Source organism: Streptomyces sp. NPDC048018 (assembly GCF_043202995.1).
In the GTDB taxonomy this organism is placed as follows: domain Bacteria; phylum Actinomycetota; class Actinomycetes; order Streptomycetales; family Streptomycetaceae; genus Streptomyces.
In genome coordinates, this window is the sequence record NZ_JBIDBK010000001.1 from 785,011 (window position 1) to 801,483 (window position 16,473).

16 protein-coding genes are annotated in these 16,473 nt (G+C 74.0%); 8 read left to right on the forward strand and 8 right to left on the reverse strand.

What is annotated here, in order from left to right:
• Positions 1–15: 15 nt before the first annotated feature.
• Entirely contained in the window at positions 16–894 is an 879-nt protein-coding gene (locus ACGF1Z_RS03595) for a LysR family transcriptional regulator (RefSeq protein ID WP_392999461.1), read from the forward strand.
• A 113-nt stretch (positions 895–1,007) separates the two neighbouring features.
• Here ACGF1Z_RS03595 and ACGF1Z_RS03600 read toward each other — a convergent pair whose 3' ends face one another.
• Together ACGF1Z_RS03600 and ACGF1Z_RS03605 are read right to left on the reverse strand one after the other, a co-directional pair.
• Entirely contained in the window at positions 1,008–3,185 is a 2,178-nt protein-coding gene (locus ACGF1Z_RS03600; protein WP_392999463.1) for a putative bifunctional diguanylate cyclase/phosphodiesterase, read from the reverse strand.
• Positions 3,182–3,994, reverse strand: a complete 813-nt coding sequence (locus ACGF1Z_RS03605) for an SAM-dependent methyltransferase (RefSeq protein ID WP_392999465.1) — start codon at positions 3,992–3,994, stop codon at positions 3,182–3,184. The genes ACGF1Z_RS03600 and ACGF1Z_RS03605 overlap by 4 nt, the downstream gene beginning before the upstream one ends.
• Before the next feature lie 1,206 nt (positions 3,995–5,200).
• Here ACGF1Z_RS03605 and ACGF1Z_RS03610 point away from each other — a divergent pair.
• Both ACGF1Z_RS03610 and ACGF1Z_RS03615 read left to right on the forward strand, forming a co-directional pair.
• On the forward strand, positions 5,201–5,965 hold the full coding sequence (locus tag ACGF1Z_RS03610) for a hypothetical protein (RefSeq protein WP_392999467.1): 765 nt from the start codon (positions 5,201–5,203) through the stop codon (positions 5,963–5,965).
• A 166-nt stretch (positions 5,966–6,131) separates the two neighbouring features.
• The gene (locus tag ACGF1Z_RS03615) at positions 6,132–6,692 is read left to right on the forward strand and encodes a hypothetical protein (RefSeq protein WP_392999469.1); all 561 of its coding nucleotides are present in this window, start codon (positions 6,132–6,134) and stop codon (positions 6,690–6,692) included.
• 125 nt (positions 6,693–6,817) lie between these two features.
• Here the strand turns inward: ACGF1Z_RS03615 and ACGF1Z_RS03620 are convergent, their stop codons facing one another.
• Complete coding sequence (locus ACGF1Z_RS03620) at positions 6,818–7,348, reverse strand: hypothetical protein (protein WP_392999471.1); 531 nt, start codon at positions 7,346–7,348, stop codon at positions 6,818–6,820.
• Between the two features lie 403 nt (positions 7,349–7,751).
• On the opposite strand from ACGF1Z_RS03620, the gene ACGF1Z_RS03625 reads away from it, so the two are divergent.
• Positions 7,752–8,411: a class F sortase gene (locus ACGF1Z_RS03625; RefSeq protein ID WP_392999473.1), complete on the forward strand. Its 660-nt coding sequence runs from the start codon at positions 7,752–7,754 to the stop codon at positions 8,409–8,411.
• Between the two features lie 115 nt (positions 8,412–8,526).
• On the opposite strand, the gene ACGF1Z_RS03630 is transcribed toward ACGF1Z_RS03625, so the two are convergent.
• Positions 8,527–9,408: a polysaccharide deacetylase family protein gene (locus ACGF1Z_RS03630; protein WP_392999475.1), complete on the reverse strand. Its 882-nt coding sequence runs from the start codon at positions 9,406–9,408 to the stop codon at positions 8,527–8,529.
• A gap of 90 nt (positions 9,409–9,498) precedes the next feature.
• On the opposite strand from ACGF1Z_RS03630, the gene ACGF1Z_RS03635 reads away from it, so the two are divergent.
• Entirely contained in the window at positions 9,499–9,945 is a 447-nt protein-coding gene (locus tag ACGF1Z_RS03635) for a universal stress protein (protein ID WP_382478115.1), read from the forward strand.
• Between the two features lie 77 nt (positions 9,946–10,022).
• Here the strand turns inward: ACGF1Z_RS03635 and ACGF1Z_RS03640 are convergent, their stop codons facing one another.
• Complete coding sequence (locus ACGF1Z_RS03640; protein WP_392999477.1) at positions 10,023–11,222, reverse strand: CapA family protein; 1,200 nt, start codon at positions 11,220–11,222, stop codon at positions 10,023–10,025.
• Between the two features lie 230 nt (positions 11,223–11,452).
• Between ACGF1Z_RS03640 and ACGF1Z_RS03645 the strand changes: the two genes are divergently transcribed.
• The 3 genes from ACGF1Z_RS03645 (at position 11,453) to ACGF1Z_RS03655 (ending at position 13,077) form a co-directional block, all read left to right on the forward strand.
• Positions 11,453–12,031 (forward strand): sigma-70 family RNA polymerase sigma factor, encoded by a 579-nt coding sequence (locus tag ACGF1Z_RS03645; protein WP_392999479.1) that lies wholly within the window; start codon positions 11,453–11,455, stop codon positions 12,029–12,031.
• A 5-nt stretch (positions 12,032–12,036) separates the two neighbouring features.
• Positions 12,037–12,450 carry a PaaI family thioesterase gene (locus ACGF1Z_RS03650; RefSeq protein WP_392999480.1) on the forward strand — a complete coding sequence of 138 codons (414 nt, stop codon included), beginning with the start codon at positions 12,037–12,039 and terminating at the stop codon, positions 12,448–12,450.
• A gap of 177 nt (positions 12,451–12,627) precedes the next feature.
• Positions 12,628–13,077 carry a hypothetical protein gene (locus tag ACGF1Z_RS03655; protein WP_392999481.1) on the forward strand — a complete coding sequence of 150 codons (450 nt, stop codon included), beginning with the start codon at positions 12,628–12,630 and terminating at the stop codon, positions 13,075–13,077.
• 12 nt (positions 13,078–13,089) lie between these two features.
• On the opposite strand, the gene ACGF1Z_RS03660 is transcribed toward ACGF1Z_RS03655, so the two are convergent.
• The 3 genes from ACGF1Z_RS03660 to ACGF1Z_RS03670 are packed head-to-tail and all read right to left on the reverse strand — an operon-like array spanning position 13,090 to position 16,458.
• Positions 13,090–14,307: a histidine kinase gene (locus tag ACGF1Z_RS03660; RefSeq protein WP_392999482.1), complete on the reverse strand. Its 1,218-nt coding sequence runs from the start codon at positions 14,305–14,307 to the stop codon at positions 13,090–13,092.
• Complete coding sequence (locus ACGF1Z_RS03665; RefSeq protein WP_392999483.1) at positions 14,304–16,043, reverse strand: cation acetate symporter; 1,740 nt, start codon at positions 16,041–16,043, stop codon at positions 14,304–14,306. The genes ACGF1Z_RS03660 and ACGF1Z_RS03665 overlap by 4 nt, the downstream gene beginning before the upstream one ends.
• A gap of 10 nt (positions 16,044–16,053) precedes the next feature.
• Positions 16,054–16,458 carry a hypothetical protein gene (locus ACGF1Z_RS03670; RefSeq protein WP_392999484.1) on the reverse strand — a complete coding sequence of 135 codons (405 nt, stop codon included), beginning with the start codon at positions 16,456–16,458 and terminating at the stop codon, positions 16,054–16,056.
• Positions 16,459–16,473: the final 15 nt, after the last annotated feature.

Here is a 16,473-nt window from a genome sequence, read left to right on the forward strand (position 1 = left end):
GGGTAGGGTGGTGTCATGCAGTTCCAGCAGCTCCTCTACTTCGTGGCCGTCGCCGAGACCCGCCACTTCACCCGGGCCGCCGAGCGGGTGCACGTCTCGCAGCCCTCCCTCTCGCAGCAGATCAAGGCCCTGGAGCAGGAGCTGGGCGCGGAGCTCTTCAGCCGGGCGCGGGGCAACATCACCCTGACCGACGCGGGCGAGGCACTGCTGCCGCTGGCCCGCCGGATCCTCGCCGACACCGACACCGCCCGGCACGAGGTGCAGGAGCTGGTGCAGCTGCGGCGCGGCCGGGTGCGGCTCGGCGCGACGCCCAGCCTGTGCACGGGGCTGCTGCCCGACGTGCTGCGGGCCTTCCACGACCAGCATCCGGGGATCCAGCTGCTCATCGAGGAGGGCGGTTCGCACGACCTCGTCCGGGAGCTGGCGCGCGGCGCGCTCGACCTGGCGCTCGTGGTGCTGCCGCTGCCGACCCCGTCGCCGGCACTGACCACCGTGGAGCTGCTGACGGAGGACCTGGTGGTGGTGTCCTCGGCGTCCGCACCCGCGCCGCGCCGGCCGGTGCGCATCGCGGACCTGCGCGACCAGCCCCTGGTGATGTTCCGGCACGGCTACGACCTGCGGGAGCTGACCGTGGCGGCCTGCCGGGCGGAGGGCTTCGAACCCTCCTTCACGGTGGAGGGCGGCGAGATGGACGCGGTCCTCGGCTTCGTACGGGCGGGGCTCGGCCTGGCCGTCGTCCCCACCATGGTCGCCGCCCGGGCGGGCCGCGACCTGCGCGTCACGGCACTGGCGCCGCCGGGCCTGCGCCGGACCATCGCGCTGGCCCACCGCAGCGACGTGGCACCGCCGAGGGCGGCCCGCGAGCTGCAGAAACTCCTGCTCGACCGCAGGTGACCCCCCGGCGGGAAGCCGCCGGCCGCGGCGCGCCTCCCCCGGGGGTGCCCGCACGGAGAGAGCGGGCCCCGCCCCGGGGACGGGCGCGGCCCGGCGTGGCGAGTGCCCGGTGGTTACACCGCGTCCACCAGGACCAGGGAGTGGATCCGGTCCGGGGCGCCGGGGCGGGCGTAGTACCAGCCCTGGGCCGTGTCGCAGCCGAGCTCGCGCAGCTGCTGGGCCTGCGCCCCGGTCTCCACGCCCTCGACGGTGACCGCCAGCTCCAGGCTGTGGGCCAGCTGCACGATGCCCTCCACGATCTTCAGGTCCACCGGGTCGGCCGGGTGCTGCTGCATGCCCTGGGTGAAGGAGCGGTCCAGCTTGAGGACGCTCACCGGCAGCCGGCGCAGGTTGGCCAGGTTCGAGTAGCCCGTGCCGAAGTCGTCGAGCGCGATGTCCACGCCCATCTCGGCGAGTTGCCGCAGCGGCTTGAGCAGGTCGTCGTCGGCGCCGATCAGAGCCGACTCCGTCACCTCCAGGCACAGGGCGCCCGGTTCGAGCCCGGAGCGCTCCAGGACGTCGACGGTCTCGGCGACGAGACCGGGGTGGTGCAGCTGGGTCGGCGACAGGTTGACGTTGATGCGCAGCGGGCGGGTGGCCTTGCGGCCCCCGGGGGCCTCGTCCTGCCAGAACCGGGCCTGGCGCACCGCCTCCTGGAGCACCCAGCGGCCCAGCGGCACGATGAGGCCGGTGTTCTCGGCGAGCGGGATGAAGCGGTCGGGGCCGAGCACCCCGTGCTGCGGGTGGCACCAGCGCACCAGCGCCTCGGCGCCGTGCACACTGCCGTCCCCGAGCCGCACCAGCGGCTGGTACTCGATGAAGAACTCGCCGCGCTCCAGGGCCGCGGGCAGCGCGGTGGTGAGGCCGTGCCGGGTGATGGCCCGGGCGTCGGCCTCCGCGTCGGCGTACTCGAAGCGGTTGCCGCCCGCGGACTTGGCCCGGTACATGGTGATGTCCGCGCTGCGGAGCACCTCGGCCGCGGTCCGCTCCCCCGCCGGGCCCTCGACGACGCCGACGCTGCCGCGGACGGTGAGCTCGCGCCCGTCGACGCTGATCGGGGAGGCCAGGACGGCGAGCATCCGGTCGGCCAGCTCGGCGACCTTCCGCTCGGTGCCGGGCCCGGTGGTGAGGGCGACGAACTCGTCGCCGCCGAGCCGGGCGACCATCTCGCCGGGCGCGGTGACACAGCTCTGCAGCCGGTCCGCGACCTCGACCAGCAGCCGGTCGCCGGTGGAGTGCCCGAGGCTGTCGTTGATGACCTTGAAGCCGTCGAGGTCGAGGTAGCACAGGCCGAAGCGGGTGTCGCCGGCCGGCCCGAGGGTCTTCTCCAGGCGTTCGAAGAACAGCGTCCGGTTGGGCAGCCCGGTGAGGGCGTCGTGGGTGGCCTCGTACCGCAGCCGCAGGTTGAGCAGCCGCCGTTCGGTGGTGTCCTCCATCAGCGCCAGCTGGTACTGCGGGGCGCCGGCGGCGTCGCGCAGCAGCGAGACGGTCAGGTTGGTCCACAGGACGGTGCCGTCGGCGCGGTAGTACGGCTTCTCGACCCGGTAGTGCTCGCGCTCGCCGCGGACCAGCTCGTCGTAGAGCCGCCAGACGTGCGGGCCGTCCTCCGGGTGGGACCACTCGACGATGTTGCGGCTGAGGACGGTCTGCTCCAGGCCGCCGAACATGCGGGTGAGGGTCTCGTTGACCTCCAGGACGTTGCCGTCGAGGTCGGCGATGCCGATGCCGATCGCCGCGCCGTCGAAGACCGCGCGGAAGCGGCTCTCGGTGGCGTGCAGGGCGAGTTCGGCGGCGCTGCGGGCGGAGAGCGCCGAGTGGGCGATGGACTCCTGCTCGACCAGGGTGCGTTCGCGCAGGGCCTGGGCGAAGCCGGCGGCCACGGCGTGCTGCAGCCGGGCACAGCGGGCCCGGAGCTCCTCGGCGGGGGTGTCCTGCTCGTCGCCGCAGTAGAGCACCAGGTACGCGTCGACCACGCCGAGGCTGCGGGCGAGCGCGTCGGGGTCGGTGCAGTGGGCGGCAACCAGGGCCTGGCCGACGCGGTGGGCGGGCGCGGTGTCGAAGGGCCGCGCGTGCAGGGCCTCGGACAGCTCCCGGGCGGGCGGCAGCAGGTGCCGCTCGAACTCCTGACGGGTCATCGAGGTGGCGGTGACCGGGAAGACGGCGCGACTCCAGATGGTCACGAACCGTCTGAGTCGGTCCTCCGGCCCGTCGGCTTCGGCCGCGGCACGGGTCGGCTGGGACGGCAGCTTCACGCCTTGCGCCCCACCCCTGCGAACCCGGAGAAGGCGAAGGGATCCTCCTCCTCGTCCGGGCTGTCCGGCCGCCACAGCGGCATCGGGACGAGTCCGGGCTCGACGAGCTCGGTGCCGGCGAAGAAGCGTCCGACCTCCTCGTGGCTGCGCATCACCAGCGGGTTGCGGATGTCGCGGTAGACGTCCACGACCCCGCCGGTCTGCTCGTGCGTGGCAGGGATGCCCTCGTAGGAGGCGTGGGTGAGGACGAGGAGGCTGCCGGGAGCGAGCGCGTCGAGGAGTTCGGCGACGGCGGCGCCGGGCTCGTCCTCGTCCTCCAGGAAGTGCAGGACGGCGACGAGCAGCAGGGCCACCGGGCGGTCCAGGTCGAGCAGTTCGCCGACCTCGGGGCTGCGCAGGATCTCGCGGGGCTTGCGCAGGTCCGCGGCGACCACGGCGGAACGCGGGACCCCGTCGAGCACGGCCCGGCTGTGGGCGACGGCGACCGGGTCGTGGTCGACGTAGACCACCCGGGCCGAGTCGCTCGCGGCCTGGGCGACCTCGTGGACGTTGCCGAAGGTCGGGATCCCCGAACCGATGTCGAGGAACTGCGTGACGCCGCTGGCGACGGCGTACCGGACGGCGCGGCGCATGAAGGCACGGTTCGCCTGCATGATCTTGGGGAGTCCCGGCAGGAACTCCATGGCCTTGCGTGCCGCCTCCCGGTCCACTTCGAAATTGTGCGAGCCGCCCAGATAGAAGTCGTACATACGGGACACGCTCGGCACCGAGATATCGATGCCCGGCGGGGCCCAGGCGGGACGCTCCATCAAAGTCTCCATCAAGTCGCCATGGATGCGGCCATGTGTTCGCAGCATACGTTCGAGCTGAGGCTACTGATCGCCCGCCTGGAGAGCGAGTGGAAACGGAAATTCGCGATCCGTTCTTGGTCACACGCCATTGGCACGTGCGCCGGGTAAGGAAGAGTTCACGCCTTCAGGTCGTGCAAATTCACGTGCATATGGACGCACGGATTCCGGAAACCCCTCCCGCACAGCCCAGAAGCCCGGAACGCCGCCGCGGGCGGACCAACGGAGGGCGACAACCGGCCAGTTCTCCGCACGAGCGGTCCGACCGAGCCGCCGATCGCGCATTCCTCCCGAATCGGCCGCAACGGCCGGGCCGTTGGGTGCGTTGGGTACGCGTGAGACGACAGAACGCCGTGAAACGTCAAACCCGTGAGACCCGAGATCCCCACCATCCGGGGAATCCCGAGCCGTTCCGGCCCGCCGGATCGGTCCATATGATCATGCTGCGAGGCGTGTCTCTGTCACCTCTGCACAGATCGCGCCTCGCGCGGCCGCTCGCGGCCGGTGCCCTGGTGTGGCTCCTCAGCGCCCCGGCGCCCGCGGGCGCCGACGCGTGTGCCTACGCCGCGACCGGTCCGGACGGTTCGAGCGTCTCGGTCGTGTCCACGGGGCCGGGGTCCTGCCCCGGGCATCCGCCGCACCCCTCGCACCCTCCTCACCCGTCCCATCCCCCGCACCCGACGCACCATCCCCACCCCACCCACTCGCCGCAGCCCACGTGCACGCCGACACCGACGCCGGAGCCCACACCGCCGCCGAAGCCGACACCGAAGCCGACGCCGCCCCCACCGCCGCCGCCGAAGCCGAAGCCGCCGGCCACCCGGCCCGCTCCCCCGCCGAAGCCCGCCCCGGCCCCGGTGCCCGCGCGTCCGCGACCGGCGCCACGGACGCCCGAGGCGGCCCCGCCGCCCCCTCCGCCCCCGCCGCCGTCCCCTTCGCCGACCCTGCGGCCGCGCCCGCCGGCCCCCTCGCCGGTCGCCCTGCCGCACTACCGGCGCACGGCCCGGGTCGAACCGAAGAGCGCCCCGAACGTCCTCAGCACCACCTTGCTCATCACCGCCCCCGCGGTGCTCGCGACCGCGATCCTGCGCCCCCGTTCCCGCTGACCGCTCGTCACCGCCGAGCGCTCGATCCCGCCGGGCCCCGGCTCGGCCGACGGAGGAAACCTTGTCCGAATGGCTCGTCCTGTCCATCGCGATGGCCGCCGCCTGCGCCGTCGTCCTGACCATCGTCGTCATCAACCACCGAAGGCTCCCCGAGGACGACGACCCCAGTGAGACCCCCGACGTCATCGAGTACATGACGATGATGATCGGCGTGGTGTACGCCATCGTGCTCGGCCTCGCGATCGCCGGCGTCTGGGAGGCACGCAGCGCCGCCCAGGAGACCGTGCGCCAGGAGGCGCAGGCCCTGCACGAGATCTCCGCCCGCGCCGAGGTCTACCCGCCCGCCGTACGGGACCGGATCCGGTCCGACGTCGACGCGTACGTCAGCTACGTCGTCCACGACGAGTTTCCGTACATGTCGGACCACAGCGAGCTGAGCGACACGGGCACGGAGCTCCTGGAGAAGGTCCGCCGCAGCGTGACCGACTACCAGCCCGCCAACGACTTCGAGGGCCAGGCCTACCAGCCGCTCGTGGACCAGGTCGCGGTCGCCGACGACGCGCGGGGTTCCCGGGGACAGAACGCGGGCGCGACGATGCCGGGCGTGGTGTGGTTCGGCCTCATCATCGGCGCCCTGGTGACGGTGGGCCTCATCTTCACCCTGCAGATCCGGCGCACCGGCAGGGAGGTGCTGCTCGCCGGCCTCTTCAGCGCGCTCATCGCCTTCCTGCTCTTCCTCATCTGGGACTTCGACGCACCGTTCGGCCGCGGCATCTCGGCCACCGCCGCGCCGTTCACCGATCTGTTCCCGCAGCTCATGGGCTGACCGGGGACCGGTTGCTGGGCCGGGCGGGGGACATCGGTGCCCCATTCGCACGTCTGGGATCGCGGCTGTGGTAGTGGGCTCCTAGCGTTGCCGGCATCGAGGTGCATCTCATGCCATTCGTGGAAAAACCTTCCGCAGCTGCTCCTCGGAGACCGGAGGATTCACCATGCGCGCGATACGTGCCGCGTCCACCGCTCTGCTGGGGGCGGCCACCCTCGCCCTGGCCGCCCCCCACGCCGTCGCCGTCGACGGCGCGCCGGCGCCCAACCCCCGGGCGCCCGGAGCCAGGCAAGTGGGCGACTTCGTCGTCTCCCCCGCGTTCGTCGCCCCCGGCGGCCGGGTCACCCTCAGCGCCCCGGGCTGCGCGAGCACCGCGACGGCCTCGGCGGGCATCTTCGACACCGTCACGATCGCGCCCGGCTCCGCGGCCACGGCCACGGTGGACATCGACGCCAAGCGCGGCGCCGTCTACACGGTGTCCTTCAACTGCACGGGCGGCATGCAGAGCACCGTCGACCTGACCATCACCGGTGGCGCGACCGCCACTCCCACGGCGCTCTCCACGCTCCGCCCCGCGACCCCGCGCGGTGTCGCCGGCGGTCTCGGCGGCTCGGTCGACCCGACGAACGGCTGGACGATGGCGGCCGGCGGGGCCATGGCGCTCGCCGCGGCGGGCGGTCTGGCCCTGGTGATCCGCCGCAGGTCCGCCTCGGGGCGGCGGCACTGACGGGGCCGCCGCACCCCGGCCCGATCCGCGACGGCCGGGATCCGCCCCGGACGCCCGTCGCCCCCGGACCCTGAGGAGGGTCCGGGGGCGACGGGCGTTGCGGGTCCACCGGGAGGTTCGACCGGTCAGACCCCGGCGCGGGCCGTCCGGCGACGGCGGACGATGAACATGCCCCCGCCCAGCGCGGCCGCGGCGACGAGGGAACCGCCGACCGCCATCTCCGCGGAGCTCGGCGCGAGCGAGCCGCCCAGACCGCCCTGTGCGCCCTGGCCGGGCAGCACGCGGAAGGACTGGGTGAGCGTGCGTCCGTTGTTGCACTGGACGGTCAGCTGGTACTGGCCGGGCGTGGCGTTGTTGAAGATGCGGGCGGTGGCCGTGGACACGCCGTTGTTGGCGGCGGAGAGGGTGGTGGTGGCGAAGGCACTGGACGTGACCGTGCCCCCGGCGCACCCCCTGACGGTGATCGTGAGGATCGACCCCGGGTGGACCGCGAACGGGGATACGGTGACGCCGTTGGAGTTGTCACCGCCCCCGGGGGCCTGGAAGGAGTCGGCCGTCACGCTGCTGGGCCCAGAGGTGGCGGTGGCGAGGGGGGCCGCGAGCCCGAGCGCCGCGAACGCGGTCGCCGTCACCGCCAGAGTGCGTACAGCACGCATGGTTGAACCTCCACTGAAGGCGCCCCAAAGCGGTGCTCCGGGAGTATCGACGAGTACGCCTTCCATGACGAACCATCACAAGTGCCGACGGAGCGCGCATTTCGGCAATGGGCCACCTCGGTGAGGCCCGGCGTCGGCCGAACGGGGGTCCCGGTCTGACGGATCCGCAGGTCACACGACATCAGAACGATGATCTGACGATTACTCGGACGGGTCATCACCCGGACGCCCGCGACACCGTCCCCCGGCGCCGCTCCGGCGGGCTCGCGGCGTCCGTTCGCGGCCCGGGCACGGGGCGCCGCGGTGGCCGCCACCCGTTCGCCCCGCTCCGATCGCCGGTTTCCCCCGGCGCCCTTACCGTTCCCGTGACGTACCAAGGGAGAACCATGAGCCCGGGAGAACCATGAGCCCCAAGGACTTCAGCTTCCTCGAAGCCGCCAGGAGACGCCAACCCTGGGGCGCCCTGGCCCTCGTCATGCTCTCCGGGGTGGCCATAATGCGCAACGGGGTCGGCTTCGAGTCCGGACCGCCCCAGCCCACCGCGGCGGCCCGCCCGGTGACCCGCCCGGCCGCCCCGGCCGCCACGCCCGGCTTCGGCGTGGAGCCGCTGCCCTTCGCCCCGGCCTCACGGATCAGGATCCCGGCTCTCCGGGTGGCCGCTCCCGTCATCGACGTCGGTCTGGACGCCAACGGGTGGATCGCCGCCCCGCCCGCCGAGGACACCAACCTCGCCGGCTGGTACCAGAACGGCATCGCACCGGGCATGCGGGGCACCTCGGTGGTCGTGGGCCACGTGGACAACCTGGCCGGACCCGCGGTCTTCTACGGCCTGGGCTCCCTGCAGCGCGGTCAGCACATCGAGGTCGAGCGCTACGACGGCCGGGTGGCCGTCTTCGAGATCTACGGGGTCGACGTCTACGCGAAGAACGACTTCCCGGTGCAGGTCTACGCCGACACCGGCGAGCCCGAACTGCGGGTGATCACCTGCGGCGGCGGCTACTCCCGGGCGCACGGCTACGACGGCAACGTGGTCGTCTACGCGCGGATGGTGGGCTCCCGGTAGGACCTGAGCCCGGCACACCGGGGCCCCGGCACCGTCACCGGTGCCGGGGCCCCGGGGCGTTCGGGCCGGGCGCCGCGCCCGGCGGTCCATGGGCCGTGCGGGCGCGGCCGTCCGTTCAGCGGCGCGGGACGGTGATGCTGTAGCCCGCGTCGAGGAGTTCGGGCAGATAGCGCTTGAGCGCGGCGACGCTGTGCGAGCGGTTGCCGCCGGCGTCGTGGTTGAGGACGACGACGCCGGGTCCGGCCCCGTCCAGGACCCGGCGGACGATGCGGTCCGCGGGCGGCTCCTGCCAGTCCAGGGTGTCGACGGTCCACGCCAGCGGCTCCATGCCGAGCTCCGCGCCGATCTCGAACGAGAGCCTGTTCCAGGCCCCGTAGGGGGCCCGGTACCACAGCGGCGCGGCGCCCAGGGCCCGTTCGATGACCTCGCTCGTGGCGCCGAGTTCGTGGCGGATGCGGGAGGGGCGCAGCTTGGGGACGAGCGGATGGGACCAGGAGTGGTTGCCGACGACGTGTCCGTCGTCGGCCATCTCCTTGAGCAGGTCCTGGTTGTCGACCGCCATCTCGCCGCACACGAAGAACATCGCGCGGCAGTCGTGGCGCCGGAGGGTGGCGAGGATCTCCGGGGTGTAGCGGGGGTCGGGCCCGTCGTCGAAGGTGAGCACCATCGAGCGTCCGACGCCGGTCAGGTGGAGGAAGGGCCGGGTCCTGACCGGGGTGACCGCCCTGCGGAAGGCGGGTGGCGCGTAGCCGGTCATGGGCTGCAGCCGGTAGGCGGCCGGGCGCAGCCGGGCGGCCTGGGGCTGGGGTCCCGCCGCGCCGGGAGTTGGCCGTGCGGACGGGCGCGCCGGGGGTTCGGCGCCGGGTGCGGCCTCGGGGGTGCCGTCGGGGCCGGTGAGGCGGTCCGTGGCGAAGACCCCGACCGCGGCGGTGGCGCCGAGGGCGGCGGCGAGGCGCAGCAGCGACCGCCGCCCTGTGGTCGTCTCATCCTTTTTCATGACCAATGGTTCGTACGGAGGACGGCGCCGTCCGCGCAGCGACACCGCCCACCCGTCCGAAAGCACCTGATGAGCCGATAGCCTCGAAGGGTGAGTGGATTCGAACGGGGCACGGACGGCCCGAAGGTGATCGTCGCCGGGGTCGACGGCTCCGCCTCCTCGCTGCGTGCGGCGGCGTACGCGGCGGGCCTGGCGCGCCGGCAGAACGCCTTGCTGGCCCTCGTCTACGTACAGCCCGTGATGGCGGCGGGCGTCTCGCTCGGCGCCCCGGTCGCCGGCACGACGGAGGAGATCGCGGAGGGCCTGGTGGCCGAGATCCGGGAGGCGGCCGAGCGGGTGAAGGAGATCTTCCGGGTGCGCTGGGAGTTCCACACCTTCCGCGGCGACGCCTACGCGGGCCTGGTCTCGGCCGCCGACGAGCTGAAGGCGGACGCGGTGGTGGTGGGGGCGTCGGAGTCGGCGGGGCACCGGTTCGTGGGCTCGGTCGCGGTGCGCCTGGTCAAGGCGGGCCGCTGGCCCGTCACCGTGGTGCCGTGAGCCCTCTCTCCCCCGGCCCGGGGGGGGGCGGTCCGTCACCGTGGTGCCGTGAGCCCCGCCCTCCCGGCCCCGGGGGGCTACTCCCCCATCACCAGGCCGTCGCGGGCGGCGCCCCGACCCAGGACGGCCTCGCGGACGGCGTCACGGGTCGCGGTGTAGTGCGCCTCGCCCTTCCCGATCGCCTCGTTGAGGTTCACCACCCGGCCGCGGGCGGTGTCGAAGAGCTGGGGCACGAACTCGGCCCGGGAGACCGTCCAGCGTCCGCCGGGCCCCCGGGGCGGGGCGAAGGTGAAGCGGGCGAGGGTGCCCTGGTTGCCGCGGGGGTCGTGGGCGCCCTCGTGGTTGACCATCTCCCCGGCGATCTGGTCGCCCATGCCGTAGACGATCCAGGTGCCGTTGACCTTCTCGTAGGCCTGCGGCACATGGGCGTGGGTGCCGATGATCAGGTCGATGTCCGGGCGGTTCCCGCTGCGCGCGGCGGTGAGCGAGCGCCCGAGGGTGAGCTGGCGCCGGTCCGGGGCGGTCTGCCACTCGGTGCCCCAGTGCAGGGAGACGACCACGACGTCGGCACCGGCCTTCCGGGCCGCCCGGGCGTCGGCGAGGATGCGCCGCTCGTCGATCAGGTTGACGGCCCAGGGCTGCCCCTCGGGCAGCGGGTAGCCGTTGGTGCCGTAGGTGTAGGCGAGCTGGGCGACGGTCGCGGCGCCGGCCCGGAGAAGGGTGGGCCGGGCCGCCTCCTCGGCGCTGCGGGCCGAACCCGCGTGCCGGACCCCCGCCCGGTCGAGCGCGTCGAGGGTGCGGCGCAGGCCGCCGGCCCCGTCGTCGAGGGTGTGGTTGGAGGCGGTGGAGCAGGAGTCGTAGCCGGTCTCCTTGAGCGCGGCGGCGACCTCCGGCGGCGACGTGAAGGCCGGGTAGCCCGCGTAGGGGCCGCCGGCCTTGCCGTAGACGGTCTCCATGTGGCAGATGGCCAGATCGGCGCGGGACACGACGGACCTGACGCCGGAGAGCATGGGACGGAAGTCGTGGCCCGCGCCGCCCGCGTCGGCTGCTGCCTGCCGGATGACCGAGTCGTGCGGCAGCACGTCGCCGGAGGCCACGAGGGTGAAGGGGACCGGTGCGGTCGGGCCCCCGGGGGCCGCGGGGCGCTCCGCGCCGCCGCTCCGGCCGGGGGTGGCGGCCGAAGGGCCGGCAGCACGTCCGGCGAGGGTGCAGCCGGTGGCCGCGGCGAGCAGGACGACGGCGAGGGCCGCCGCGCCGGGTCTGGTGCGTGGGGTCATCTGCCACTCTCCGCCGATTCATAGGATGAACATCTGTTCATGCGAATCCACAGGGGAGATAAGCGCCAGTCAAGGGTCATTGCCGCATCTCACGGAAACCCCGCCGAATCGGACGAAGCGCTTCCCTGGCAACCGTTCGCCGCACCACTCACCGCGCGGTGCGACCGTTCGTCGCAGACCGCCGTCCGTTCCCTGGCCGTCGTCGAGCGGATGCGTTCGGATGCGGAACCATGACGACGGCACCGACGGCACCGAGGGCGACCGCCGACGAGCGGGCCCTGAAGGAACTCCAGCGCGAGCACGGCCAGGCCCTGCTCACCTTCCTCCTCGGGCTCACCCAGGGCGACCGGCAGCGGGCCGAGGACCTGGTCCAGGAGACCCTGCTCCGCGCCTGGCTCCACCCCGAGGCCTTCGACTCCCCCTACGACTCCATGCGCCCCTGGCTGTTCACCGTGGCCCGGCGGCTCGCCATCGACGCACGCCGCTCCCGGCTGTCGCGGCCCACCGAGATCGGCGACGGAATGCTGGCCTACGCCGCCGACCCCGCCGACACCACCGAGGCGGCCGACGCGGCGCTCGACGTCCGGGCGGCCGTCCGGGGGCTGAGTCCGGAGCACCGCGCGGTCCTCGTCCGGCTCTACTTCCGCGGCCTGACCGTCAACGAGGCCGCCGCCGACCTCGGGATCCCGGCCGGCACCGTCAAGTCCCGTTCGCACTACGCGCTGCGGCAGCTCGGCCACCGGCTCCCCGGCTACCGTCCCCGGCACCGCACGGGCGTTGCCGGGCCCACGGCCGGCGCCCCACAATGACGCTCGTGACGCTGACTCTCATCGCCGCCGAAAAGATCCTCGCCGACAACTTCGCCCCCTGGGTGCTCGACCTGGGGCTCTCCGTCGCCTCCGTCGACGGTCACGAGGCCGTCCTGCGGCTCCCCTGGTCCGACCGGCTCGCCCGCGAGGGCGGCGGGCTCTCCGGACAGGCGCTCATGGCGGCCGCCGACACCGCGACGGTCATCGCGGTGTCCGCCGCCCGCGGCGGCTTCGTCCCGATGACCACGGTCCAGCAGTCGATCAACTTCCAGCGCGCCGTGCTCGGCACGGACGTCCTGGTGCGGGCGCGGCTGACGAAGGCCGGCAAGCGGATGGCGTTCGCGGACATCACGATGACCGCCGAGGGCACGGACCAGCCCGCGGCGCACGCGACGGCGGTCTACGCACTCCTCGGCTGATCCTCTCCCACCTCCGGCTTCACCCTCGTCACACGGCTCTCACCTGCACCGATGTGGCGGGGGCCGTGTCCGAAACCACTCGGGGGAGTTGAGGAAACGCGCCCCGCGCGCGCCCTTCTGGGAGGAGGCTCGTCACCGGGGGGCTCGTTCTGTGACGTCCGGGAGAAGGTGGAAACGGTGCTGCCCGAAAGCACGAACGGCGCCGGCGGAGGCGGGCTCGCCGTCCCGATGGACTGGCTGTGCGCCGAGTACGTGGCCGACGACGTGTTGCGGACCAGCGGGCTCGTCGCGCCCGGCTCGCTGGAGTTCCGGGCCGGGGTACGCACCCTGTCCCTCACGGTCCTGCTGTCCGGCGCGGACCCGGACGGCTGGCTCCGCCGGACCGCCCACGACCACCCCTGGTCCGCCTGGGTCGGCGAACGGCTGGGCGCACCGGCCCCGGGCCTCCCGGAACCGGACCTCGCGCTGGCCCGGGACACCTGGCGGCGGCTGCGGGCCACCGAGCTGCGCGCCGCCGACCTGGCCGAGCTCGCCGGCCTCACCGGCGTCGACGAGGACCGCCAGGTGTGGCTGCCGGCCTGGCAGGTCGGGGTCGCGCTGAGTCACCTGGCACTGCAGCTCTGCTGAACGCCGGGCCCGTCAGGCCGTCGGGTGCACGCCCGGACGGTACTTCGGGATCCGTACGGTCACCTTCATGCCCGCGCCGACACCCGTCTCGATGACCAGGCCGTGCTCGGCCCCGTAGACCTGCCGGAGCCGCTCGTCGACGTTGCAGAGGCCCACGCCCGAGTCCGAGGGGCGCTCGCCCCGCAGGACCGCGCGGAGCAGCTCCGGGTCCATGCCGACGCCGTCGTCCTCGATGGTGACGACGGCCTCGGGGCCCGCGTCACGGGCCGCGATGACGACCCGGCAGCCCTCGGCGGAGTCCTCCAGGCCGTGCTTGACCGCGTTCTCCACGAGCGGCTGCAGGCAGAGGAACGGCAGCGTCACCGGCAGCACTTCGGGCGCGATCCGTAGCGTCACCTGGAGCCGGTCCCCGAAACGGGCCCCGGCGAGGGCCAGGTACTGCTCGATGGCGCGCAGCTCGTCGGCGAGCTGGGCGAACTCGCCGTGCCGCCGGAACGAGTAGCGGGTGAAGTCCGCGAACTCCAGGAGCAGGTCGCGGGCCCGCTCCGGGTCGGTGCGGACGAACGAGGCGATGGCGGCCAGGGAGTTGAAGATGAAGTGCGGCGAGATCTGGGCGCGCAGGGCCCGTATCTCGGCTTCGACGATCCGGGTCCTGGAGCGGTCCAGCTCCGCCAGTTCGAGCTGCACGGACACCCAGCGGGCGACCTCCGTCGCCGCCCGCACCAGCACCGCCGACTCGCGCGAGCCGTAGGCGACGAGCGCGCCGAGCACCCCGTCCTCGCCGGTCAGCGGGGCGACCACCGCCCAGCCCAGCGGGCACTCGGGGGCGGCGCAGGCGCCCGGACAGCCGGTGTGGGCGGAACGGCTGCGGCCCGAGGCCAGGGTCTCCGCGACGAGTTCCGTCACCGCCTCGCGGTGGTGCCCCTCGCCCGGACCGTCCCAGGCGAGGACGCCGGCCCGGTCGGTGAGGCACAGCGCCTCGGTGCCGAGCAGGGAGCGCAGCCGGCCGGCCGCCCTGCCCGCGGTCTCCTCGGTGAGCCCGGCGCGCAGCGGCGGCGCGGCGAGGGAGGCGGTGTGCAGCGTGTGGAAGGTGGCCCGCTCGACGGGGGTGCCGAGGTCGAGGTCGGCCGCCCGGCGCCCGCGCCCCGCGGTGGTCCGGCCGAGCACGAACCCGGCCGCCAGGAGCACGGCTCCGACGGCGACCGCCGCCGCCGCCACGATGCCGCTCACCGCTCGGCCCCCCGGGCCTGGACCTCGGGCCGCCCGCTGAACTCCTCCGGCAGATGCAGCCGGGCCAGGATCCCCGGCGCCCCGGCCGGGACGCTGCGCGGGGTCGCGAGGGACACCAGGACCATGCTGAGGAAGCCGAGCGGCACCGACCACACGGCGGGCCAGGCCAGCAGGGTGTGCGGCCAGCCCCCGGGCGGCAGCCCGGCCCGGGTGACCATGACGGCGGTGAGCGCGGAGCCGCCTCCGAGCAGCAGCCCGGCGATGGCGCCGGGCGGGGTGAGCCGGCGCCACCAGATGCCGAGCACGAGCAGCGGGCAGAAGGAGGAGGCCGACACCGCGAAGGCGAGGCCGACGGCGTCGGCGACCGGCACCTTGGAGGCGACGGTCCCCGCCGTCAGCGGGACGGCGGTGGCCAGCAGGGTCGCGAGCCGGAAGTGGCGGACGCCCCGGGAGGGCAGCACGTCCTGGGTGAGGACCCCGGCGACCGACATGGTGAGCCCGGAGGCGGTCGACAGGAAGGCGGCGAAGGCCCCGCCGGCGAGGAGCGCCCCGAGGAGGTGGCCGAGGACCCCGCCGAGCAGGCGTTCCGGCAGCACGAGCACGGCGGCGTCGGCCGCCCCCGTCAGGGCGAGTTCCGGGGCGTAGATCCGGCCCAGGGCCCCGTACAGCGGCGGCAGCAGATAGAAGACGCCGACCAGGCCGAGGACGACCAGGGTGGTGCGGCGGGCCGCACGGCCGTGGGGGCTCGTGTAGAAGCGGACGGCGACGTGCGGCAGCCCCATGGTGCCGAGGAAGGTGGCGAGGATCAGCCCGTAGGTGGCGTAGAGCTGGTGCCCGTCCCGGCCCCCTGCGAGGGGCTGCGACCAGCCGAGGGGATCGGCCCCGTTCGAGGCGCGGGCGGGCACCGGCTCGCCCGCGGGGAAGGCGAGCCGGGTGCCCTCACCGATCTGGTGCGTGCCGGGGCGCAGGGTGACCGTGGCCCCGTCGTACGCCCGCTCGTCCACGCTCCCGGTCACGGTGAGCGTCAGGGGGGCGCCGACGTCGATCCGCACCGTGTCGGCGACCCGGACGGCCGTGTGGTCCCGGAAGACGGCCGGGGCGTCGAACCGGGCGCGCGGGGCGCCGTCCCCGTGCCAGGCGGCGACCAGGAAGAACGCGGGGACCAGCAGCGCGGTGAGCTTGAGCCAGTACTGGAAGGCCTGTACGAAGGTGATGCTGCGCATGCCGCCGGCCGCGACGATGCCGGTGACGACCAGCGCGACGACGAGCCCGCCCAGCCAGTCCGGGGCGCCGGTGAGGATCTCCAGGGTGAGCCCGGCGCCCTGGAGCTGCGGCAGCAGGTAGAGCCAGCCGATGCCGACGACGAAGAGGCTGGCGATCCGGCGGACCTCCGGGGACTCCAGCCGGGCCTCGGCGAAGTCGGAGAGGGTGTACGCGCCGGAGCGGCGTAGCGGCGCGGCGACCAGGAGCAGCAGCACGAGATAGCCGGCGGTGTAGCCGACCGGGTACCAGAGCATGTCGGGGCCCTGGACGAGGACGAGCCCGGCGATGCCGAGGAAGGAGGCGGCCGAGAGGTACTCGCCGCTGATCGCGGCGGCGTTGAGGCGCGGGCCGACCGTGCGGGAGGCCACGTAGAAGTCCGAGGTGGTACGGGATATCCGCAGGCCGAGTCCGCCGATGAGGACCGTGGCGAGGACGACGGCGGTGACGGCGGCCACCGCGTAACCGTGGTTCATGGGCCCGGGGTCACCGCTCGACGAGGCCGGTGAAGTCGCGCTCGTTCCGCTCGGCGCGCCGGACGTACCAGTGGGCGATGCCCCAGACCACCGGGTGGACGCCGACACCGAGCACCGCCCACACGACGGCCTCGGGCGCGGGCAGCGCGAGCAGCAGCGGCAGGGAGCCCACGAGCAGGAGGAGCGCCCCGAGTCCGGTCAGGGCGGCGCGCAGCTGGCTGCGCATCAGGGAGCGCACATAGGTGTGGCCCAGGGTGGTCTGTTCGCTGATCTCCGAGCGGGCGGGCGGGTGATGAGGACGGGGGCGGGGCACGGATCCGCCGCCCGTGGCCGAGGCGTGCGTGACGGTCTCGCGCCGGGGCCGGCGCGGGGGCTCCCCCCGGCCGGGGGCCGGGGGAGGGTGGTGCTCGGACATCGGCGTCCGCTCCCT